Annotated in this window: 17 protein-coding genes and 1 tRNA gene; 11 read left to right on the top strand and 7 right to left on the bottom strand. The window is 63.1% G+C overall.

Features of this window, described 5'->3' with window-relative positions:
- Positions 1-25: 25 nt before the first annotated feature.
- Together RQX22_RS02570 and surE are read right to left on the bottom strand one after the other, a co-directional pair.
- Positions 26-1,069 (bottom strand): potassium channel family protein, encoded by a 1,044-nt coding sequence (locus RQX22_RS02570; protein WP_315723322.1) that lies wholly within the window; start codon positions 1,067-1,069, stop codon positions 26-28.
- Positions 1,066-1,833, bottom strand: a complete 768-nt coding sequence (surE, locus tag RQX22_RS02565) for a 5'/3'-nucleotidase SurE (RefSeq protein WP_315723320.1) — start codon at positions 1,831-1,833, stop codon at positions 1,066-1,068. Before surE ends, RQX22_RS02570 begins: the two co-directional genes overlap by 4 nt.
- A 101-nt stretch (positions 1,834-1,934) precedes the next feature.
- Between surE and RQX22_RS02560 the strand changes: the two genes are divergently transcribed.
- The 4 genes from RQX22_RS02560 to dksA all read left to right on the top strand — a co-directional run bounded on the left by RQX22_RS02560 (position 1,935) and on the right by dksA (position 4,577).
- Positions 1,935-2,375, top strand: a complete 441-nt coding sequence (locus RQX22_RS02560) for a host attachment family protein (protein ID WP_315723553.1) — start codon at positions 1,935-1,937, stop codon at positions 2,373-2,375.
- 234 nt (positions 2,376-2,609) lie between these two features.
- Entirely contained in the window at positions 2,610-2,909 is a 300-nt protein-coding gene (locus RQX22_RS02555) for a hypothetical protein (RefSeq protein ID WP_315723318.1), read from the top strand.
- A gap of 69 nt (positions 2,910-2,978) precedes the next feature.
- Positions 2,979-3,380 (top strand): hypothetical protein, encoded by a 402-nt coding sequence (locus tag RQX22_RS02550; protein WP_315723316.1) that lies wholly within the window; start codon positions 2,979-2,981, stop codon positions 3,378-3,380.
- A gap of 735 nt (positions 3,381-4,115) precedes the next feature.
- On the top strand, positions 4,116-4,577 hold the full coding sequence (dksA, locus tag RQX22_RS02545; protein WP_410001584.1) for an RNA polymerase-binding protein DksA: 462 nt from the start codon (positions 4,116-4,118) through the stop codon (positions 4,575-4,577).
- Between the two features lie 59 nt (positions 4,578-4,636).
- On the opposite strand, the gene RQX22_RS02540 is transcribed toward dksA, so the two are convergent.
- A complete protein-coding gene (locus RQX22_RS02540) occupies positions 4,637-4,795 on the bottom strand; it encodes a DUF465 domain-containing protein (protein ID WP_315723315.1) in 159 nt (52 codons plus the stop codon).
- 158 nt (positions 4,796-4,953) lie between these two features.
- Here RQX22_RS02540 and RQX22_RS02535 point away from each other — a divergent pair, with 158 nt between their 5' ends.
- The 4 genes from RQX22_RS02535 (at position 4,954) to RQX22_RS02520 (ending at position 7,316) form a co-directional block, all read left to right on the top strand.
- Positions 4,954-5,160, top strand: coding sequence for a YdcH family protein (locus RQX22_RS02535; RefSeq protein WP_315723313.1), 207 nt, complete (start codon positions 4,954-4,956; stop codon positions 5,158-5,160).
- 61 nt (positions 5,161-5,221) lie between these two features.
- Positions 5,222-5,677, top strand: coding sequence for a DUF1465 family protein (locus RQX22_RS02530; protein WP_315723311.1), 456 nt, complete (start codon positions 5,222-5,224; stop codon positions 5,675-5,677).
- A gap of 50 nt (positions 5,678-5,727) precedes the next feature.
- Complete coding sequence (locus tag RQX22_RS02525; RefSeq protein WP_315723309.1) at positions 5,728-6,867, top strand: iron-containing alcohol dehydrogenase; 1,140 nt, start codon at positions 5,728-5,730, stop codon at positions 6,865-6,867.
- Positions 6,864-7,316 (top strand): acyl-CoA thioesterase, encoded by a 453-nt coding sequence (locus RQX22_RS02520; RefSeq protein ID WP_315723307.1) that lies wholly within the window; start codon positions 6,864-6,866, stop codon positions 7,314-7,316. The genes RQX22_RS02525 and RQX22_RS02520 overlap by 4 nt, the downstream gene beginning before the upstream one ends.
- Here the strand turns inward: RQX22_RS02520 and RQX22_RS02515 are convergent.
- Positions 7,300-8,271: an NAD(P)H-dependent flavin oxidoreductase gene (locus RQX22_RS02515; protein WP_315723305.1), complete on the bottom strand. Its 972-nt coding sequence runs from the start codon at positions 8,269-8,271 to the stop codon at positions 7,300-7,302. The two genes, RQX22_RS02520 and RQX22_RS02515, sit on opposite strands and share 17 nt — an antisense overlap.
- Positions 8,272-8,481: 210 nt before the next feature.
- Between RQX22_RS02515 and RQX22_RS02510 the strand changes: the two genes are divergently transcribed.
- Positions 8,482-9,444 carry a threonine ammonia-lyase gene (locus RQX22_RS02510; RefSeq protein WP_315723303.1) on the top strand — a complete coding sequence of 321 codons (963 nt, stop codon included), beginning with the start codon at positions 8,482-8,484 and terminating at the stop codon, positions 9,442-9,444.
- A gap of 101 nt (positions 9,445-9,545) precedes the next feature.
- On the opposite strand, the gene RQX22_RS02505 is transcribed toward RQX22_RS02510, so the two are convergent.
- Positions 9,546-9,621: transfer RNA gene (locus RQX22_RS02505), tRNA-Lys, on the bottom strand.
- A 72-nt stretch (positions 9,622-9,693) separates the two neighbouring features.
- Complete coding sequence (locus RQX22_RS02500; RefSeq protein ID WP_315723301.1) at positions 9,694-11,346, bottom strand: ShlB/FhaC/HecB family hemolysin secretion/activation protein; 1,653 nt, start codon at positions 11,344-11,346, stop codon at positions 9,694-9,696.
- 180 nt (positions 11,347-11,526) lie between these two features.
- On the opposite strand from RQX22_RS02500, the gene RQX22_RS02495 reads away from it, so the two are divergent.
- Positions 11,527-13,413, top strand: coding sequence for a FecR family protein (locus tag RQX22_RS02495; RefSeq protein WP_315723300.1), 1,887 nt, complete (start codon positions 11,527-11,529; stop codon positions 13,411-13,413).
- Between the two features lie 79 nt (positions 13,414-13,492).
- The gene (locus RQX22_RS02490) at positions 13,493-15,772 is read left to right on the top strand and encodes a putative bifunctional diguanylate cyclase/phosphodiesterase (protein WP_315723299.1); all 2,280 of its coding nucleotides are present in this window, start codon (positions 13,493-13,495) and stop codon (positions 15,770-15,772) included.
- A gap of 42 nt (positions 15,773-15,814) precedes the next feature.
- Here the strand turns inward: RQX22_RS02490 and rodA are convergent, their stop codons facing one another.
- A complete protein-coding gene (rodA, locus tag RQX22_RS02485; protein ID WP_315723549.1) occupies positions 15,815-16,918 on the bottom strand; it encodes a rod shape-determining protein RodA in 1,104 nt (367 codons plus the stop codon).

Below are 16,918 nucleotides of genomic sequence, written 5' to 3'. Positions count from 1 at the left end.
GCTCATGACCGGCCAGGGCCGCTATTCAATCGAGCTCCCGTTCGGACGCGGCGGTTGGAAGGATTTCGACGATGATATCGCCGGGCTTCAGTGCGGCGGCCTCCGGCTCCCAGAATCCATAGGGCCGCCCGTCCCGATAGAAACGTACGCCCAGGCCCTTGGCTATCGCCGAAAGCGGGGAGCCGCATTCTTCCGGATCGACCTCGCGCTCGGCCAGCTGGACCCGTCCGTGGCTGGAGGCGAGATCGGCCATATAGTCGGAGATGTGCGCGCCGTGGGTAGAACCCGCCAGCAGCAGCCCGGCGAAACTGACCGGGTTTATTACCGTGGTGGCGCCCGCCTGCCGGGCGAGCAGCTCATTATCTGCGTTACGGACGGCGATGCTGATCGAAATATCGGGCGAGAGATGGCGGGCCGTGAGCGTGATCAGAATCGAGGTGTCGTCGCGGCCTGCGGAGACGATGATGGCCTTGGCCGCCTTGATCCTGACCGCCTCCAGCGTCTTGTCACGCGTCGCATCCGCTTCCATGACGGCGCACCCCAGCGAATGGGCCCGATCCAGGGCCTCGGCGCTGGGATCGATCACGACGATCCGCTCGGGGGGTGCACCCCGTGTGATCAATTCGTCGACGGCTTCGGATCCGCTGGTCCCGAAGCCGGCAACGATGATGTGATCGCATAGATTTCGCTGAATAGTCTGCATGCGCCATTTTTCCCATGTGCGGCGGAAAACGAATGTATAGGCCGTGCCGATGAAGATCAGCACGAAGAAGATCCTGATCGGCGTGACGACGAGCGCGTCGAACAGACGTGCCTCGGTGCTGATCGGCACGATGTCGCCATAGCCGGTGGTAGTGATGCTGATCATCGTGAAATAAATGACGTCCAGGAAGCTGACATGGCCGTCATACGAATCCCGGAGGCCATCGCGCTCGAACCAGTGGACGAGGATGGCAAGCGCGAGCAATCCGATCACCAGGCCACCGCGCCAGGCGATCTGCAGCCAGACCGGGACGGGGCTCTCTCGGCGCAGCGTGACGTAATCCGGTCCGCGGTGGCGCGGAGTCATCGGTTGTACAGATCCTGCAATCGCGGCAGAGACGGCCCGTGGGTCAAGTCCAGATGCAGCGGAGTGACCGCCACATATCCATCTGCCACCGCTTCGAGGTCCGTAGAATGGCCCGGCGTTTCGATCATCGGACCGAGTCCGAACCAGAAATAATCATAGCCGCGTGTGTCGGTGCGCTGAACGATCCGAAGCCTCCCATAATCGCGTAGCCCCTGCTGGACTACGCGAATGCCCTTGACCTGGTCCGGCGCCAGCGCAGGGAAGTTGATATTGACCAATGTTCGCCTTTCCATCGGCGCCGCCAGCAACGGGCCGAGGACCTCGCCGGCCCATGCTTCCGCGGCGGCGAAGGGGACGCTGTCTCCCATACCCTCCCGTGCATAGCTTTGGCTCAGTGCGATCGACGGGATCCCCGCAAGCGCACCCTCCATCGCGGCCGAGACGGTTCCCGAATAGGTGACGTCCTCGCCCAGATTGGCCCCGCGGTTGACACCGGAAAGGACGAGCTCGGGCGGATCATCCTTCATGATGTGAGCGATCGCCATCATCACCGCGTCGGTCGGTGTACCGGTGACGCAGAAGCGCCGCTCGCCAAGCTGGCGAAGGCGTACCGGCTGGGCGAGGGTGAGCGAATGGCCGGCCCCTGACTGTTCCTCAGTCGGGGCGACGATCCAGATATCGTCGGAAAACGAACGCGCGATCTTCTCGAGCACCTTGAGCCCGGTTGCGTTCACGCCGTCGTCGTTGGTGAGCAGGATCCGCATCGGCGCAAGCTATGGCGGGGCCATCGGTGGGAGGCAAGTGGATCGCCCCGCAACTATCGCCCGGATTGCGGCGTTGGTCGGGAAGGCAGAAGGAGAAAATGATGCACATCCCAAACAAAGCTTTCGTGGTCGTGGCCGACGGCGAGAAGATGCTGTTCTTCCGCAACGAAGGAGATGGCGAATATCCAAGGCTGGCGGTCGAGCGGAAGCGGGAACAGGACAATCCGGCAGATCGAAACCAGAAAACCGATGCTCCCGGCAGGGCATTCGATTCGTCCAGCAGCGGACGAAGCGCCTATGAGGAAACGGATTTCCATCAACTGGAGGAGGATCGCTTCGCGGCGGAAACGGCCGATCTGCTCAAGCAAAGGGCCCTCAGAAACGATTATGACCGCCTGATCGTGGTCGCACCGCCGCGAACGCTCGGGGAACTGCGCAAACATTATCACAAGGAAGTCGAGAAGAGGCTGGCGGGAGAGATCGCCAAGGACCTGACCGGCCACCCAGTGGAGGAAATCGAACGAATCCTGATGGCCCAGTAGCGAAAGGGATCTGGCACAAAAAGGCCGCGCCAAGGAGGAAGCGCGGCCTTTGGCTGTCCGTGGCGGACAGCCTGGACATCGCATAGAGCCAGGATCACGTCATCGGTGGAAGCGTAAAGCGCTTCCACGTCAATCGTTCAGACTCTGCTTTCCGATCTGCCGATCCGGCGACGCGCCACCAGGGCAGCAGCCGCCGCTCCGAAGAGGAGGATCATCGGAGGCGCCGGAACCTTCGTGCCGCCGGTGGAGCTGCTCGAACCACCGCTTGAAGTCGACGAACTGGTACTGGAGCTGGTGCTCGCGCTCGTGCTCGCACTTGTGCTCGTGCTGCCGCCGAAGCTGCTGGAGCCGCCTGTCGAGCTGCTGGTCGAACCGGAGCTGGCCGACGAGCTGGAGCTTGCCGAGGAACTTGAGCTCGCCGAGGAGCCGGAGCTGCCCGAAGAACCGCTGCTGCCCGAGCTTCCCGAGGATCCGCTGCTTCCGGAGCTTCCCGAGGAGCCATGGCTGCTCGAGCCGTGGCTGCTGGAGCCGTAACTGCTCGACCCGTGACTGCTGGATCCATGGCTGCTGGACCCGTAGCTGCTCGATCCGCCATGGGGTGGCTTGGGTGGCTTGCCGCCGGTCGAACCGCCGGAGGAACTGCTCGAGCTGGAACTGCTGGATGCGCTGCTGGCGCTGCTCGACGAGGAGGATGAACTGCTCGATCCACCGCTCGAAGTCGATGTGGAGCCACCGCTGGTGCTCGTGGAACCGCCGCTCGTGCTCGACGAGCTGCCGCCCGTACTCGTGGAGCTGCCGCCGCTGCCGCCGGACGATGTCGACGTCGAGGCAGTGAAGATCGTGTTGCCGCTGCTGCCGCCGAAAAAGGCGCCGCTGAAGAATCCGCCCCCGAATCCGAAGCCCCCGCTGCCACCGACCGCGACGAGGCCGCCGCTGCCGCCGCTGCTACCGACGAAGCCCGTTTCCGCGGGTGGTAGAGGCGGGAGCGGTAGGGGAGCCGGATAGGCATAGGTCCGAGTGGTCACCGTGGTGCCCGCTTCCTTCACCACGCAATCGTTGCGGGCGATGCGCCGGACCTTGGCCCGCGGCCGATGGGTCTTGGCGGGCCTGACCTTCGCCTTGGCCTGCTTGACGATGGCAGGTCGCGCGGGCGGGTTCTCGGAGACATGGACGGCCCCGCCGCCAATGATGGCGCCGCCGCAAGTGCAAGCGCACAATTTTGCCAAGGCCATTCTTACCGACATAATAGCACCCTGTTCCAAGCTCTTTAAGCGGGACGGAGAAGGACCGTATCAATAGTCCACAACCGAAATCAGCTGAGCCGACAGATGACGAAGATAAGCGCAAGTGCAAGCGCGTTAACTATATTGTGCCCCTTCAGAGGCCCTAATCGGGGTCCTGGCAAAGCTTCCGTCCCATTTCTAGACAAAGTGCGGGGAGGGGTGAACGAGGCTTTTCCCGTTGCGCGCAGGAACATGGTTAATCAAAGGACCGGCGATTCGACAGGATCGAGATCTGGATCGCCGCCGATCCAATCGGTCTGGCGAATGCCCGGTTTCCCCGATCTGACGGGGGCTGAAAAGGCGGGAGGTTTTGAACGCTTTTAGAGTGACTTGTGCTCCTACTCCACCATGCGTATAGGGCGCCCTGGGGCAGGCACCGACAATTCCGGAACGAATCGGAAGCGGTGGCGATAGTCGGCGGACCGGCAGTTTCCGTTCCGCCAAAAGTGGAGGGGTTATGGCGACGGCTCTCAACGAAATTTACAATCCAGGGTTTCAAGCGACCATGGGGGCGATACCGGACGCTTATCGTCCAACCGCGAACGAGGAGTTCATGAACCCCGTTCAGCTCGCATATTTCCGGCAGAAACTACTCAGCTGGAAGGATGAGATCGTCCGGGAATCACGCGACACGATGGTCCAGCTCAAGAGCGGCCCGATCCGCGAAGCGGATGTCACGGATCGCGCCTCGAGCGAGACCGACTGGTCGATCGAGCTTCGGACCCGCGACCGGCAGCGCAAGCTGATTGCCAAGATCGATGCCGCGCTGCGACGCATCGAGGAAGGTGAATATGGCTTTTGCGAAGTGACCGGCGAGCCGATCTCGCTGGCACGTCTGGAAGCCCGGCCGATCGCAACCATGACCGTGGAGGCGCAGGAGCGTCACGAGCGTCAGGAACGGATTTCCCGGGACGATTGAGAGGGCGATCCGGCCGCCCCGGCAGGCGCGGCCGAATTGCAGTCCGGTAATTCGGCCGGTTAATGCAGGCCGGCGATTGCTTCCTTGACCTTCAGCTTTTCCTTTTTGAGGCGGGAGATGGTGGTCATATCCGGCAGCGGCCGCTGATTTTCTTCCGTGATGCGGGCTTCGATGTCAGCGTGCCTGGTTTCCAGTGCCGAAAGATGCGCTTGTTGCATTCCCGTCTCCTTTGTTGGTTGCTGATGGATAATCCGCGAATCGCGACATTGTCTCCTCGGATCGGACGGCCGCCCGGAAATTCAGGACGGTCCGTTGTTCAGGGACATCCGCTTGTATATCCGAGATCGTCGCGGTTGAGTAGCGGCCCTGGAGTCAAATGACGGCAAGCGAGGACATGCTGGACGTTTCGCGGTTGTCGATGCTGCGCATGCTGCACCGCGACCTCGATGCGGCGATCGATGCCCTTCGCCTCGCGCCATCGTCCGACCAACTGCAACTCGCCCGGCTCAAGAAGCGCAAATTGCTTCTCAAGGACGAGATCGCGCAGCTGGAAGACCAGATGATCCCCGACATCATCGCCTGACCAAAATGGATTCACTCTCTTTCCCGTTTGCCCGCGCCGCACTCTGTGGCAGACGGTTTCGATGGAAAGGGACGACAGTCTTCGTTTGACGTCCAAACTGGTGGATTCGCTCTATACGGAGGCGATGCTGCTCGCTGACGAGGCGCGCGCCTATTTCGACCGACACGGGCGGGAGGACAGGGAGGGGCTGGATCCGATAGTTCGAGTCGGCTTTTCCTGCGAATCGCTGAAGGTCACTACGCGGCTGATGCACATCATTGCCTGGCTATTGACCCAGCGGGCCGTTCATGCCGGGGAACTGACGCCGGTTCAGGCGCGTACTCCGGCGCGCCGGCTGGGTGATGCCCAGGAAAGCGATCCGGCCCTGCTTGGGCAATTGCCGAAGGCCGCGCTTGCCATCGTAACCGCGAGCCAGGAGCTATATGCGCGGGTGCAGCGCCTTGAGGAGAGCAGCGATGCGACGCCGCATCCGAGCCCTGCCCGTGGCCTGCTGAGCCGCCTCGAACGCTCCTTCTGAAATTTCCGCCGCCGGTTCATCGCCGGAACTGAGCGAAATGGAGTGGTCCGATGACGTCGTATCGATTTTCTTATGGTCCGAGGCTGATCGCGGGAGCCGGGTCCAGTCGGGACCTAGCCGAACTTCTGCCGCCGGGACCCTGCCTGTTCGTCACCGATGTCCAGATACGCGATCTGGGTCTGGCCGACACGGCGCTTGCTTCGCTCCAGGCCGCGGGGATCGCACCGGCCGTTTTCGATGCCGTGGAATCCGACCCGTCCCGAGATACGCTCATGAAGGCGGTGCAGATGGGCAAGGGCTGCGCGTCGGTGGTCGGCTTCGGCGGCGGCAGCCCGATGGATGTGGCGAAGCTCGCCGCCTATCTGGTCGGCAGCGGCGACGATCTCGACGCCCTCTGGGGCGTCGGCAAGGCGGTCGGCGTCCGTTTGCCGCTGGTATTGATCCCGACGACGGCCGGTACAGGATCGGAAGCGACGCCGGTGACGATCATCACGGTCGGAAAGCATGAGAAACGAGGCGTGAGCAGTATTGCCCTCATCGCCGATTGGGCCATTCTGGATCCCGCGCTTACGACCGGACTGCCGCGCGCCGTCACGGCGGCGACGGCGATCGACGCCATGGTCCACGCCATCGAAGCCTATACTTCGGCGCGACTCAAGAATCCGATGTCGGACCTGCTTGCAAGGCAGGCGCTTGGTTTGCTGGCGGAGAATCTCGGTTCGGTCCTGGACGAACCCGGTGATCTGGAGCGGCGGGGCAGGATGCTGCTTGGCGCGCACCTTGCCGGTGTCGCGTTCGCCAACGCTCCGGTGGCCGGCGTCCATGCACTTGCCTATCCGCTCGGCGGCCATTTCCACGTGCCGCACGGCCTTGCCAATGCGATGATGCTTGCGCCGGTGCTCGGCCATAACATGCCGGTGTCGATGCCCCATTATGCCGAGCTTGGACGGTTGCTGGATCCGTCCCTGGAGGCGCTGGGGGCTCAGGCCCAGGCGCAGGCATTCGTCGAGCGCATGTCGGCTCTCTGCCGTTCGACCGGGCTGCCTTCGAGGCTGGCGGAACTCGGAATCGGGGCCGGCGACGTCGCTTTGCTGGCCGGCGAAGCGATGAAGCAGGAGCGGTTGCTGATCAACAATCCCCGTCCGATCACCGAAGCGGATGCCCGCCGGCTCTATGAGGCGGTGCTGTGAGCGGAGGAGCCGACCGGGAAATGTTCAAGGGGCGCGAGATCTATCGGGTGTGGCGTGACGTCACCACGCGCTGGGCGGACAATGACGCTTATGGTCATGTGAACAACGTGGTTCACTACGGCTGGTTCGACACGGCCGTGAACGGCTGGCTGATCGATGAGGGCCTGCTCGATGTGGCGGCCGGCGATCCGATCGGCCTGGTGGTCGAGACAGGCTGCCGCTACGCTCGGCCGCTCTCCTATCCGGAGCCGGTCGAGATTGGTCTCGCCGTGGAGCATATTGGCACGTCCAGCGTCCGGTATCGGATAGGCATATTCGCCAAAGGGAGCGAACAAGCGGCCGCCGAAGGGCATTTCGTCCATGTCTATGTTGGACGCGAAGGGCGGCGGCCGGTTGCGCTACCGTCTGTCTGGCGCGAGCGTTTCGAATCGATCAAAAGCCCGCTTTGACGCGCAGTTCGGCCTTGGCTTCTTCATATTGCGCGCTGAGCCGGGCGATATAATCCGCCGCGGGCAGCACCTTCTCTATCTCACCGATGCCCTGGCCACAGCCCCAGATGTCCCGCCAAACCTTGGCATCGCTCCCGCCGCCCGACGCGAAGTTCATGCTACTGATATCGCCTTCCGGCAGATTGTCGGGATCATAGCCGGCGGCCTCTATCGACTGGCGCAGATAATTGCCGTGGACGCCCGTGAACAGGTTCGAATAGATGATGTCCGCGGCACGTCCTTCGATGATTCCCTTTTTATATTCACTGCTTGCATGTGCTTCTTCAGTCGCAATGAAAGCGGATCCGATATAGGCCAGATCGGCGCCCACGGCCTGCGCCCCCAGGATCGACCGGCCATTGGCGATGGCGCCGGACAGGATCAATGGTCCGTCGAACCATTGCCTGATCTCATGGATCAAGGCGAACGGAGACAGGCGTCCGGCATGGCCGCCGGCACCGGCCGCGACCGCAATCAGGCCGTCCGCGCCCTTTTCGATGGCCTTATGTGCGAAGCGATCGTTGATGATGTCGTGGAGGGTGATCCCGCCCCAGCCATGAACCGCCTCGTTCACCTCCACCAGCGCGCCGAGCGAGGTGATGACGATCGGAACCTTCCACTTGGCGCAGGTCGCCATATCCTCCTGCATGCGGTTGTTGGAGCGGTGGACGATCTGATTGACTGCGAAGGGCGCGGAAGGCCGATCGGGATTGGCCCTGTCCCAGGCAGCAAGCTCCTCCGTGATCCGGTGCAGCCATTCGTCGAGCAGCGATTGCGGCCGGGCGTTGAGGGCCGGGAAGGAGCCGACGATTCCCGCCTTGCACTGCGCGATCACAAGATCCGGATTGGAGATGATGAAGAGGGGGGCGCCGATCACCGGAAGGCGGAGGCGGTCGAACAGGGGCGGAAGGCTCATTACACGTCCTTAACGGCAATCCGGGCGGCGAGAAATCGGGATTATGGCTGCATCGAGCGGGCGACCGCATTCCTTTCTCTCCGCATAGCTGCCCGAAGACATAATAGGTGAATCCTGCGCCGAAGCGGCTATCAGAGGGCAGGGCAGTGGCGGGCTGACACCGGCATCAAGCCGCGCGGGACATTTCCGACCAGAAAGAGCGAGGACGACATGGCGTTTCTTACACTTCGGGATTTCCAAGCGGCGAGAAAGCATATCGAGCCGCATGTCCACCGCACGCCGACGATCGGCTCGGAAACGCTGAGCCGGATGACCGGCTTCGATGTCGTGCTGAAGGCGGAGCTTTTACAGAAGGCCGGCTCCTACAAGGTGCGCGGCCCTCTCAACGTACTGGCCAACATGTCGGAGGAAGCGAAGGCGCGCGGACTGATAACATCGTCGGCGGGCAACCATGCCCAGGGGGTAGCCAGGGCCGCGCGGATCCATGGGGTGCCGGCCGTGGTGGTGATGTCCAAGGCCGCCAAGCCCGCCAAGATCGAAGCGACGCGCGATTACGGCGCCGAGGTCGTCATCCACGGCGAGGTCTGGGACGATGCCTATGCCCGCTCGCTCGAGATCATGAAGGAAAGGAACCTCACTTATGTCCATCCTTTCGACGATCCCCAGCTGATCGCCGGCCAGGGTCTGGTCGGCCTGGAAATGATCGAGGACGTTCCGGATCTGGACGTGGTGGTCGTGCCGATCGGCGGTGGCGGCCTGATCGCCGGCTGCGCCATGGCGATCAAGGCCATCAAGCCCGATGTTCGCATCATCGGGGTGGAAGCCAAGCAGTCGCCGGCCATGCGCCGGAGCCTGGACGCCGGCCAGGTGACGCCCCTCGACAGCTTCGGCCCGATGATCGACGGCCTCGTCGTCAAACGGGTCGGCGATTATACGTTCGACGTCGTGAGGGAATTCGTCGACGACGTCGTGCTGGTGGACGAAGAGCGCATCTTCGAAACCGTCATCCTGATCATGGAACGCCTGAAACTGGTTCCTGAGGCGGCCGCCGCGGCCCCTGTCGCCGCGATCCTGGACGGGCTGATCGAAGCGGCTCCCGGCACCAAGGTGGGTTGCATATTGAGCGGCGGAAATCTCGACCTGAGCGCGCTCAAGGGAATGGCCTGGAACTGAGGGAGGAATCGTTGCGCCCGGAATTATGCCTGGCGTCCCTGTAGAAAGCCTGAGCGGGACGCGCCCCGGCTCTGTTGAGCCTGCCTGGGTTTTTGAAAATATGGTGGACGCACCAGGGCTCGAACCTGGGACCCGCTGATTAAGAGTCAGCTGCTCTACCAACTGAGCTATGCGTCCATGCCGGTGGGCAAGGCAGGCCCTCTAGTGGGACCGTGCGCCGAATGCAATGCCGGTGGCGACGCCTCGGCGTCAGAAATATTTGCCCAGGGTGAAGGAAAGACGTGGCCCGCGCCTTTTGGCGGGATCGTAGCGGACCTTGAGCGGCAGGCCGACTTCCAGGCCGACATCGACGCCGGCGACACGACCTCTGACTCCGGCTCCCAGCGAAGCCAGCGAGCCGCCGCCGAAGCCGCGGCGGGAATTGCGCACCGTGCCGCCGTCCATAAAGGCATAGAATTGGGTCATGGAGAGCGGCTCAGGGAGATTGGCGAGATCGTAGCGCAGCTCGATCGAACCGGCGCCGCCCTGATCGCCGGACCGCTCGCGATAATCGTAGCCGCGCAGGAAATAGCGCCCGCCAAGACCCATCTCCTCGCTCGACAATAGTGGCCCGGATGCGATCTGGCCCTGGATCTGCGCCTGTATGCTGAATTGGCGACCGAGGTAGTGCTGATATTCGGCCCAATATTCCAGCTTCGTGAAGGTGCCGTCCGCGTCCGGTCGCGAGGCGAGCAAATCCCCGGCCTCGTTGGCGCCGAACAGGTCGAGCCCTTGGATCAAGGTAAGCCGGGTGCGCAACCGCCCGTTCGGCCACCGGGCGACACCATAAGCGCCCAAGGTCAAGGCGGTGATGCGATCGTCGCGCAACGGAAGATCGCGGCGATCCTGCTCCGAATCCCTGACGCGCAGGAATGCATTGCCCCAGAGGCTGGTGGCGCGCGTGCGCAGGAAAGGGTGGGAGAGGCCGATCTGCGCCTCCATGCTGCGGCCGCCCAGTTCCAGACGGGAGAGTTCCGCTCCCGGATTGGATTCGGCAAAATAGCCGTTCAGATGGACCATTGCGCCATTGGTGCCGATCGCCTTCGAATAGCCGGCCTGGAACAGATAGAATTCCTTCGGCTGCAGTGGCGTCACGACGCCTCCAAGGGTGAGGCGATCGTCGTCGGCGACGAGCCCATTGAAATCGACGGCGAGCCGGGCGCGGATCGGCCCGACCGCATCCGTGCCCCAATTGTCCGCTGCCGCCTCCGCTTGGACATTCTCGCGTCCAGCCACGATGCTCAGGACGTTGCGACCATTGCGTCGATCAAGGCGCGCCTTGCCCAGCCGCACGCCGGATATGTCACCGGCCAGCAGCAGCCGCCGCTCAAGCTCTGCTGTGCGTACCGGACGGCCATTCACCAGCGGTGCAAGCATGCGCCCCACGATGTCGGCCGCGGTGCCGCGCGCCTCGATCGAATGAATTCGGCCTTCGTCGATCTCCACCCGCAGCAGGCCGTTTCCCGAACTTTGGCCGGGTATCCAGGCAGTGGCGAGGCCATAACCTCGACCGCGTGCGACGTTCGCGATGTCCGACGCCAGCCGGCGCAGGTCGGCCGGTGCGAGCGAACGGCCCATATAAGCTTCGATAATTGGAGCGAACAGCGACTGGGGGATCAGGGTCGCCCCCTCGATGCGTATGGCACCGACGACGATCGTGTTTCCACGATCAGCTTGGTCCTTCTGATCCAGGTTCAGGACCAAGTCGGTCGCGGGCTCATCCTCGCGGGGATCGTCCAAGTCCAAGGATTCGATGACCACGGAAGCATCGCCCTCGTCCACTTGGCCGAGCGCGATGGAGGCAGGGAGACCGACCAGACATAATGCCGCCAAGGCGGCGATGAATTCCCTCGTCCATTTCATCTGTAGCTGCTGCCCCAAGTGCTCCGGAGCAGCACTTAGCCAGCATCTTTGAATATTTGGTTATTCGACAAGACTTTAGCGTCCCATTAACCTTGAACCTAAAGATGGCGGCAAGACGCACCGGCTAATGGGCAGGCGGGGATTCCTGTAATTTGGCTATGTCCATCGAATGGAACCATCATGCACAAGATCGTTCTTGCCTTCGCTCCATCTCTCCTCGCACTGGGCGCCGTCGCTGAAGCTGCAGAACCTGCCTGGAGGGTGAGCGAGGTTAGCGGAACCGTCAGGCTTTCGGAGAATGGCAAAAGCCGCGCGGCATTGCGCGGTGCCTTCCTCAGCTCCGGCGCAACCATCGCGACCGGCGCCAATTCCCGCGCTGTCATCGTCCGCGGACACGAGTTCGTCGTGATCTCTCCGCAGACCCAGTTACGCGTACCGCCAGCCGAATCTCCAAATAAGATTATACAAATAATCGAAGACTTTGGTACGGTACTCTTCAAAATAAATAAGAAGAGCACGCCCCATTTTGGGGTCCAAACACCTTATCTTGCCGCCGTGGTCAAAGGCACGACCTTCACCGTGACCGTGGGTCCCGAAGGTGGAACCGTCCAGGTCACGGAAGGCGCAGTAGAGGTGTCGACGCTGGACGGGGGCGCCTCTGATCTGATCACCGCGGGCGCCATCGCCATGGTCGGCGCCAATGATCTTCATCAGCTGAATGTGGACGGCGATTCGGACAAGATCATTCGCTCGCCCAACGTACCCCCGGCCGGCGGCTCGGAATCCTCTGCGGCGCCACACGCGCCTTATTCAGGGCCAACCACCTCGACCTTGCAAGTCGCAATTCCCTTGGCGGAAACTTCGCAATCCCTGGCCGCGGTGACTGGCGGGCTCATCGACGGGGATGCGGGAGTGCAGCTCGCGACGGCTGAGCTGATCGACCAGGCACGGCCTGTGCAAGCCAGCGGAGGCGGGGGTGGTACGCCGCAGCCGAATCCCAATGCCCCCATCAATCCTGGATCATCGCCTGACAATGGCAGTGGCAATGGCGGCGGCAACCCCAATCCGGGCAATGGAGGCTCGGGCAGTGGTGGTGGCAATCCCGATCCGGGCAATGGCGGTTCGGGCAACGGCGGCGGCAACCCGCCTCCGGGCAATGGCGGCTCGGGCAATGGTGGAGGCAATCCCGATCCGGGCAATGGCGGTGCGGGCAACGGCGGCGGCAACCCGCCTCCGGGCAATGGCGGCTCGGGCAATGGTGGAGGCAATCCCGATCCGGGCAATGGCGGTTCGGGCAACGGCGGCGGCAACCCGAATCCGGGCAATGGCGGCTCGGGCAATGGTGGTGGCAATCCCGATCCGGGCAATGGCGGTTCGGGCAATGGCGGCGGCAACCCCAATCCGGGCAATGGAGGCTCGGGCAGTGGTGGTGGCAATCCCGATCCGGGCAATGGCGGCTCGGGCAATGGTGGAGGCAATCCCGATCCGGGCAATGGCGGTTCGGGCAATGGTGGCGGCAACCCCAATCCGGGCAATGGTGGCTCGGGCAACGGTGGCGGCAACCCAAATCCGGGCAATGGCGGTCCGGGCAACGGTGGCGGAAATCCCGATCCGGGCAATGGCGGCTCGGGCAACGGTGGCAATTCCAATCCTGGCAATGGCGGTTCGGGCAACGGTGGCGGCAACCCCGATCCGGGCAATGGCGGCGCGGGCAACGGTGGTGGCAATCCCAATCCAGGTAATGGCGGCGGCAACGGCGGGGGAAATCCCGATCCGGGCAGTGGCGGCTCAGGTAATGGCGGCGGCAATCCCAATCCGGGCAGTGGCGGCTCCGGCAATGGCGGCGGCAATCCCGATCCGGGCAATAGTGGTCCAGACAATGGCGGCGGTGACCCTGGATCCAATGGCGCAGATGGTGGCTTGGACGCCGGTAATCCGGGCGCCGGCGGCGTCAATGGCGGTCCAGGCAGTGACAATAGCGGTGCGGGAGGTCCGGGCGGATCGCCCGGTTCCAATGGCGGGTTGGCGGGTGGCGTTGTCGACTTGGTCGATGGAGTCCTACCCTGAGCGCGTCCGCTCCGCTTAGACACTCTCGGCGTGCAGTTGCACTTACGCGCAGGGATTCGCGGAACCCGGAGGGAGAATCTTGCTAGCGGGTTGGCGACGCGGCCTCTTCGTGGCGCTGCCGACGCTGTGCGGCGCGCTGCTGCTGCTGAGCGGGCAGGGGACGAGTATCGAAGGACTGCTTCGGACGATGCGGGATACGATCCGTTCGCACCCGGCAAGCGGCGACGTCCAGATCCTCGAGATCGATGCGCGCAGCCTGCAGGCGATCGCCAAATGGCCTTGGCCTCGGGGAATTCATGCGGAAATAGTCCGGCGCCTCCGAGGGGCGGACGCGCGTGCGATCGCCTTCGACGTGGACTTTTCAGCGGAATCATCGACAGCTGAAGATGAAAAATTCGCCAGCGCGCTTCGGCGGGCGGGGGGCGGTGTCATCCTTCCGACCTTCAGCCAGCCGGCAGGATCGGGCAAGACCGACGCAATCGACAGTCTTCCGGCGCGGCCATTCAGGGAAGATGCATTGCTTGCCGCCGTAAACATCCTTCCGGATAGCGACGGATATGTTCGAAAGATGCTGCTGGGCGTGGCAACGGGCGGCACCGCACGGCCTTCGCTCGCGACCATGCTAGCCGAGCAGAGCGGGAGTATCGGCCGCGACTATCGCATCGACTATTCGATCGATCCCGCGACGATTCCACGACACAGCGTCATCGACCTGATCCAGGGGAGGATCCCAGGTCACGCGCTTGCCGGAAAGGCCGTGATCGTCGGCGCCACTGCGATCGAGATGGGGGATCGCTACGCGGCTCCCGGCCACGGCATCGTCCCAGGGGTGGTAATCCAGGCCCTGGCCGCGGAAACCCTGATCCAGGAAGGCTTGCCCAAGGACTATAGCGGTCTATGGCCGCTCATCCTGGCGATCGGGATGATCCTGCTTGCAACCCGACGACACACGGCGGCGATCCTCGCGGCGGCGAGTGGCCTCGTCCTGGCCCTGCCGCTGATCGGCGAGACTTTTTTCGCGGCGTCGGTGCCCGTTGCGCCAGCGCTGGCGGCATTGCTGGCCGCAGCCGCTTTCGCGAGCGCATCCTTTTTCGTCGAACGCTATCGCGAGCGCGCTCTTATCGACCAGGATAGCGGGCTTCCCAACCTGGCGGCACTGGAAGTGGCTCCGAATGATTTCGAGGATCGATCGCTGGTGGTCGCCCGCCTCGATCGCTTCGCCGTGATTGCCGCCGGCCTTGGTCCCAGGCTCACGGCCAATCTTGTTCTTCGCGTGGCGGACAGGATCAGTTTCACGTCAGGCCAGAGGATCTATCGCATCGATGACGCGGCCCTGGCCTGGCTGCATGACGTGCAAGGGCCTGTGTCGATCGAGGCTATTCTCGAATCCTTGGTCGCGCTGATGAAATCCCCGGTCGATTGCGGCCGGCTCGTCGACGTGAGTCTGAATTTCGGTATTGCCGCTGACGATGGCACCGAAATCAAGCAATTGGTCGCCAATGCCGCGCTTGCGGCGCTTCATGCCGCCGACAAGGCCACGCCATGGGATCATTATTCGGGCGCGGACAGTGACGAGACCAACTGGCATTTGTCGTTGCTGGGCGAATTGAGTGCCGCCATGACCCATTTACAGGTCTGGAACGCCTATCAGCCCAAGCTCGACCTTGCCACCGGCCGGATCATCGGCGCGGAAGCATTGGTCCGATGGGAACATCCCGAGCGGGGGCCGATCGGGCCGGACGATTTCATTCCCCTGGTCGAAGCGCACGGACGGGCTCGCGATCTCACAGCCCATGTCCTCGGCCAGGCACTGGACGATGCGTTGCGCTGGCAGGAACTGGCCGTGGCGGGCGTGGCGGTCAATGTATCGGCGACCTTGCTGGCCGATCATGAGTTTATCGAGATGGTCGGTCAGCGGCTGCGCGCAAGCGACCTGCCCGCCCACCTCGTGACGATCGAAGTCACGGAATCGGCCGCGATGGACAAGCCGGAGCAGGCTATCGCTGCGCTGGAAAGCTGGCGAAGGTTGGGCGTCAATATCTCGATCGACGATTACGGGACAGGCCAATCGTCCCTGACATATCTGCAGAAGCTACCGGCGACCGAGCTGAAGATCGATAAGAGCTTCGTTCGGAACATCGAAGCGGACCAGCGCAACGCCATCATGGTCCGTTCCACAATCGGGCTGGCCCACGAGCTCGGCATGAAGGTGGTCGCGGAAGGGGTGGAGGATGCACGCTGCCTCGCCATGCTTGGCGACATGGGTTGCGATACTGCTCAAGGCTATTTCATCTCCAAGCCGATCAATGCCGAAGCCTTCGCCGCTCTGTTGCGGGAATCGGCCAAGGCTGCAGCCTAATTCCCCTCCGATCCGATCGACCGGCTCAGATTCCCCGCCGCTTCAGCCATAGCGACGGTCGCGGCGATTGTGGCGATCGATCGACATCAGGACACCCAGGCAGAGCATGATCGTGAGCATCGCCGACCCGCCATAGGAGACCAGGGGAAGCGGAATGCCGACCACCGGCGCCAGGCCCATTACCATCATCAGATTGATCGCCACATAGAAGAATATCGTGGTGGTGAGACCGGCGGCCGTCAGACGGGAGAAGCGGTCCTTGCTATCCAGCGCGACGCCGATGCCCCATTTGATGACCAGCATGAAGGCAAGGATCAACAACAGGCCGCCCGCAAGCCCCCACTCTTCGGCCATGGTCGCGAAGATGAAATCGGTATGGCCCTCCGGCAGATAATCGAGATGGCTCTGGGTACCGTTTAGAAATCCCTTGCCGAACAGGCCGCCCGACCCGATCGCGATCTTCGATTGGCTGATATGATAGCCGGCGCCGAGAGGATCGGATTCCGGGGAGAGGAAGATCAGCACCCGCTTCTGCTGATAATCATGGAGAAAACTGTAGCCGACCGGCACCACCACCGCGAGCAAGGCGAGGCCGCCGAAGAAGAGCCGCAGCGGCAGGCCGGCCAGGAACATAACCGTGATTCCCCCCAGAGCAATCATGCTCGCCGTGCCGAGATCCGGCTGCACCAGCACGAGGGCGGCGGGGAAGACGATCAGCAAAGCCGCGGGCCAGATGGCGCTCCAGCGGCGGGTCTCGGCGGCAGGGAGCGCCGCGTAGAAGCGCGCGGTCGCGAGGACTATGACGGGCTTCATCCACTCGGATGGCTGGATGCGGATGAAGCCCAGATCCAGCCATCGTTGCGCGCCGCCCCCGACGAAGCCGAGCATTTCCACCAGCACCAGCAGCAGCAGAATGATCGCATAGAGCGGAATCGTCGCCTGCTTGATCCATTCAGGGTCGAAGCGCGAAATGACGATCGCCATCCCGAGGAAAGCTACGAAGCGGATTCCCTGGGGCAGCGCCCAGGGTGTGAGCGAGCCGCCGGCCGCCGAATAGAGGATGAGCATGCCGAATCCGGCGATCGCGCAGATCAGCAGCAGCATCTTCCATGGCAGCTCGGCGATCGGCGCCGGAACGAAGGACAT

Source organism: Sphingosinicella rhizophila (assembly GCF_032378825.1).
Lineage (GTDB): Bacteria > Pseudomonadota > Alphaproteobacteria > Sphingomonadales > Sphingomonadaceae > Allosphingosinicella > Allosphingosinicella rhizophila.
This window is presented reverse-complemented; position numbering and strand designations above follow the sequence as displayed.

Coding starts and splice junctions, on each gene's coding strand:
- RQX22_RS02570 (WP_315723322.1), bottom strand. CDS start 1,069: ATGACTCCGCGCCACCGCGGACCGGATTACGTCACGCTGCGCCGAGAG.
- surE (WP_315723320.1), bottom strand. CDS start 1,833: ATGCGGATCCTGCTCACCAACGACGACGGCGTGAACGCAACCGGGCTC.
- RQX22_RS02560 (WP_315723553.1), top strand. CDS start 1,935: ATGCACATCCCAAACAAAGCTTTCGTGGTCGTGGCCGACGGCGAGAAG.
- dksA (WP_410001584.1), top strand. CDS start 4,116: ATGGCGACGGCTCTCAACGAAATTTACAATCCAGGGTTTCAAGCGACC.
- RQX22_RS02540 (WP_315723315.1), bottom strand. CDS start 4,795: ATGCAACAAGCGCATCTTTCGGCACTGGAAACCAGGCACGCTGACATC.
- RQX22_RS02535 (WP_315723313.1), top strand. CDS start 4,954: ATGACGGCAAGCGAGGACATGCTGGACGTTTCGCGGTTGTCGATGCTG.
- RQX22_RS02530 (WP_315723311.1), top strand. CDS start 5,222: ATGGAAAGGGACGACAGTCTTCGTTTGACGTCCAAACTGGTGGATTCG.
- RQX22_RS02525 (WP_315723309.1), top strand. CDS start 5,728: ATGACGTCGTATCGATTTTCTTATGGTCCGAGGCTGATCGCGGGAGCC.
- RQX22_RS02515 (WP_315723305.1), bottom strand. CDS start 8,271: ATGAGCCTTCCGCCCCTGTTCGACCGCCTCCGCCTTCCGGTGATCGGC.
- RQX22_RS02510 (WP_315723303.1), top strand. CDS start 8,482: ATGGCGTTTCTTACACTTCGGGATTTCCAAGCGGCGAGAAAGCATATC.
- RQX22_RS02500 (WP_315723301.1), bottom strand. CDS start 11,346: ATGAAATGGACGAGGGAATTCATCGCCGCCTTGGCGGCATTATGTCTG.
- RQX22_RS02495 (WP_315723300.1), top strand. CDS start 11,527: ATGCACAAGATCGTTCTTGCCTTCGCTCCATCTCTCCTCGCACTGGGC.
- rodA (WP_315723549.1), bottom strand. CDS start 16,918: ATGTCCTTCGTTCCGGCGCCGATCGCCGAGCTGCCATGGAAGATGCTG.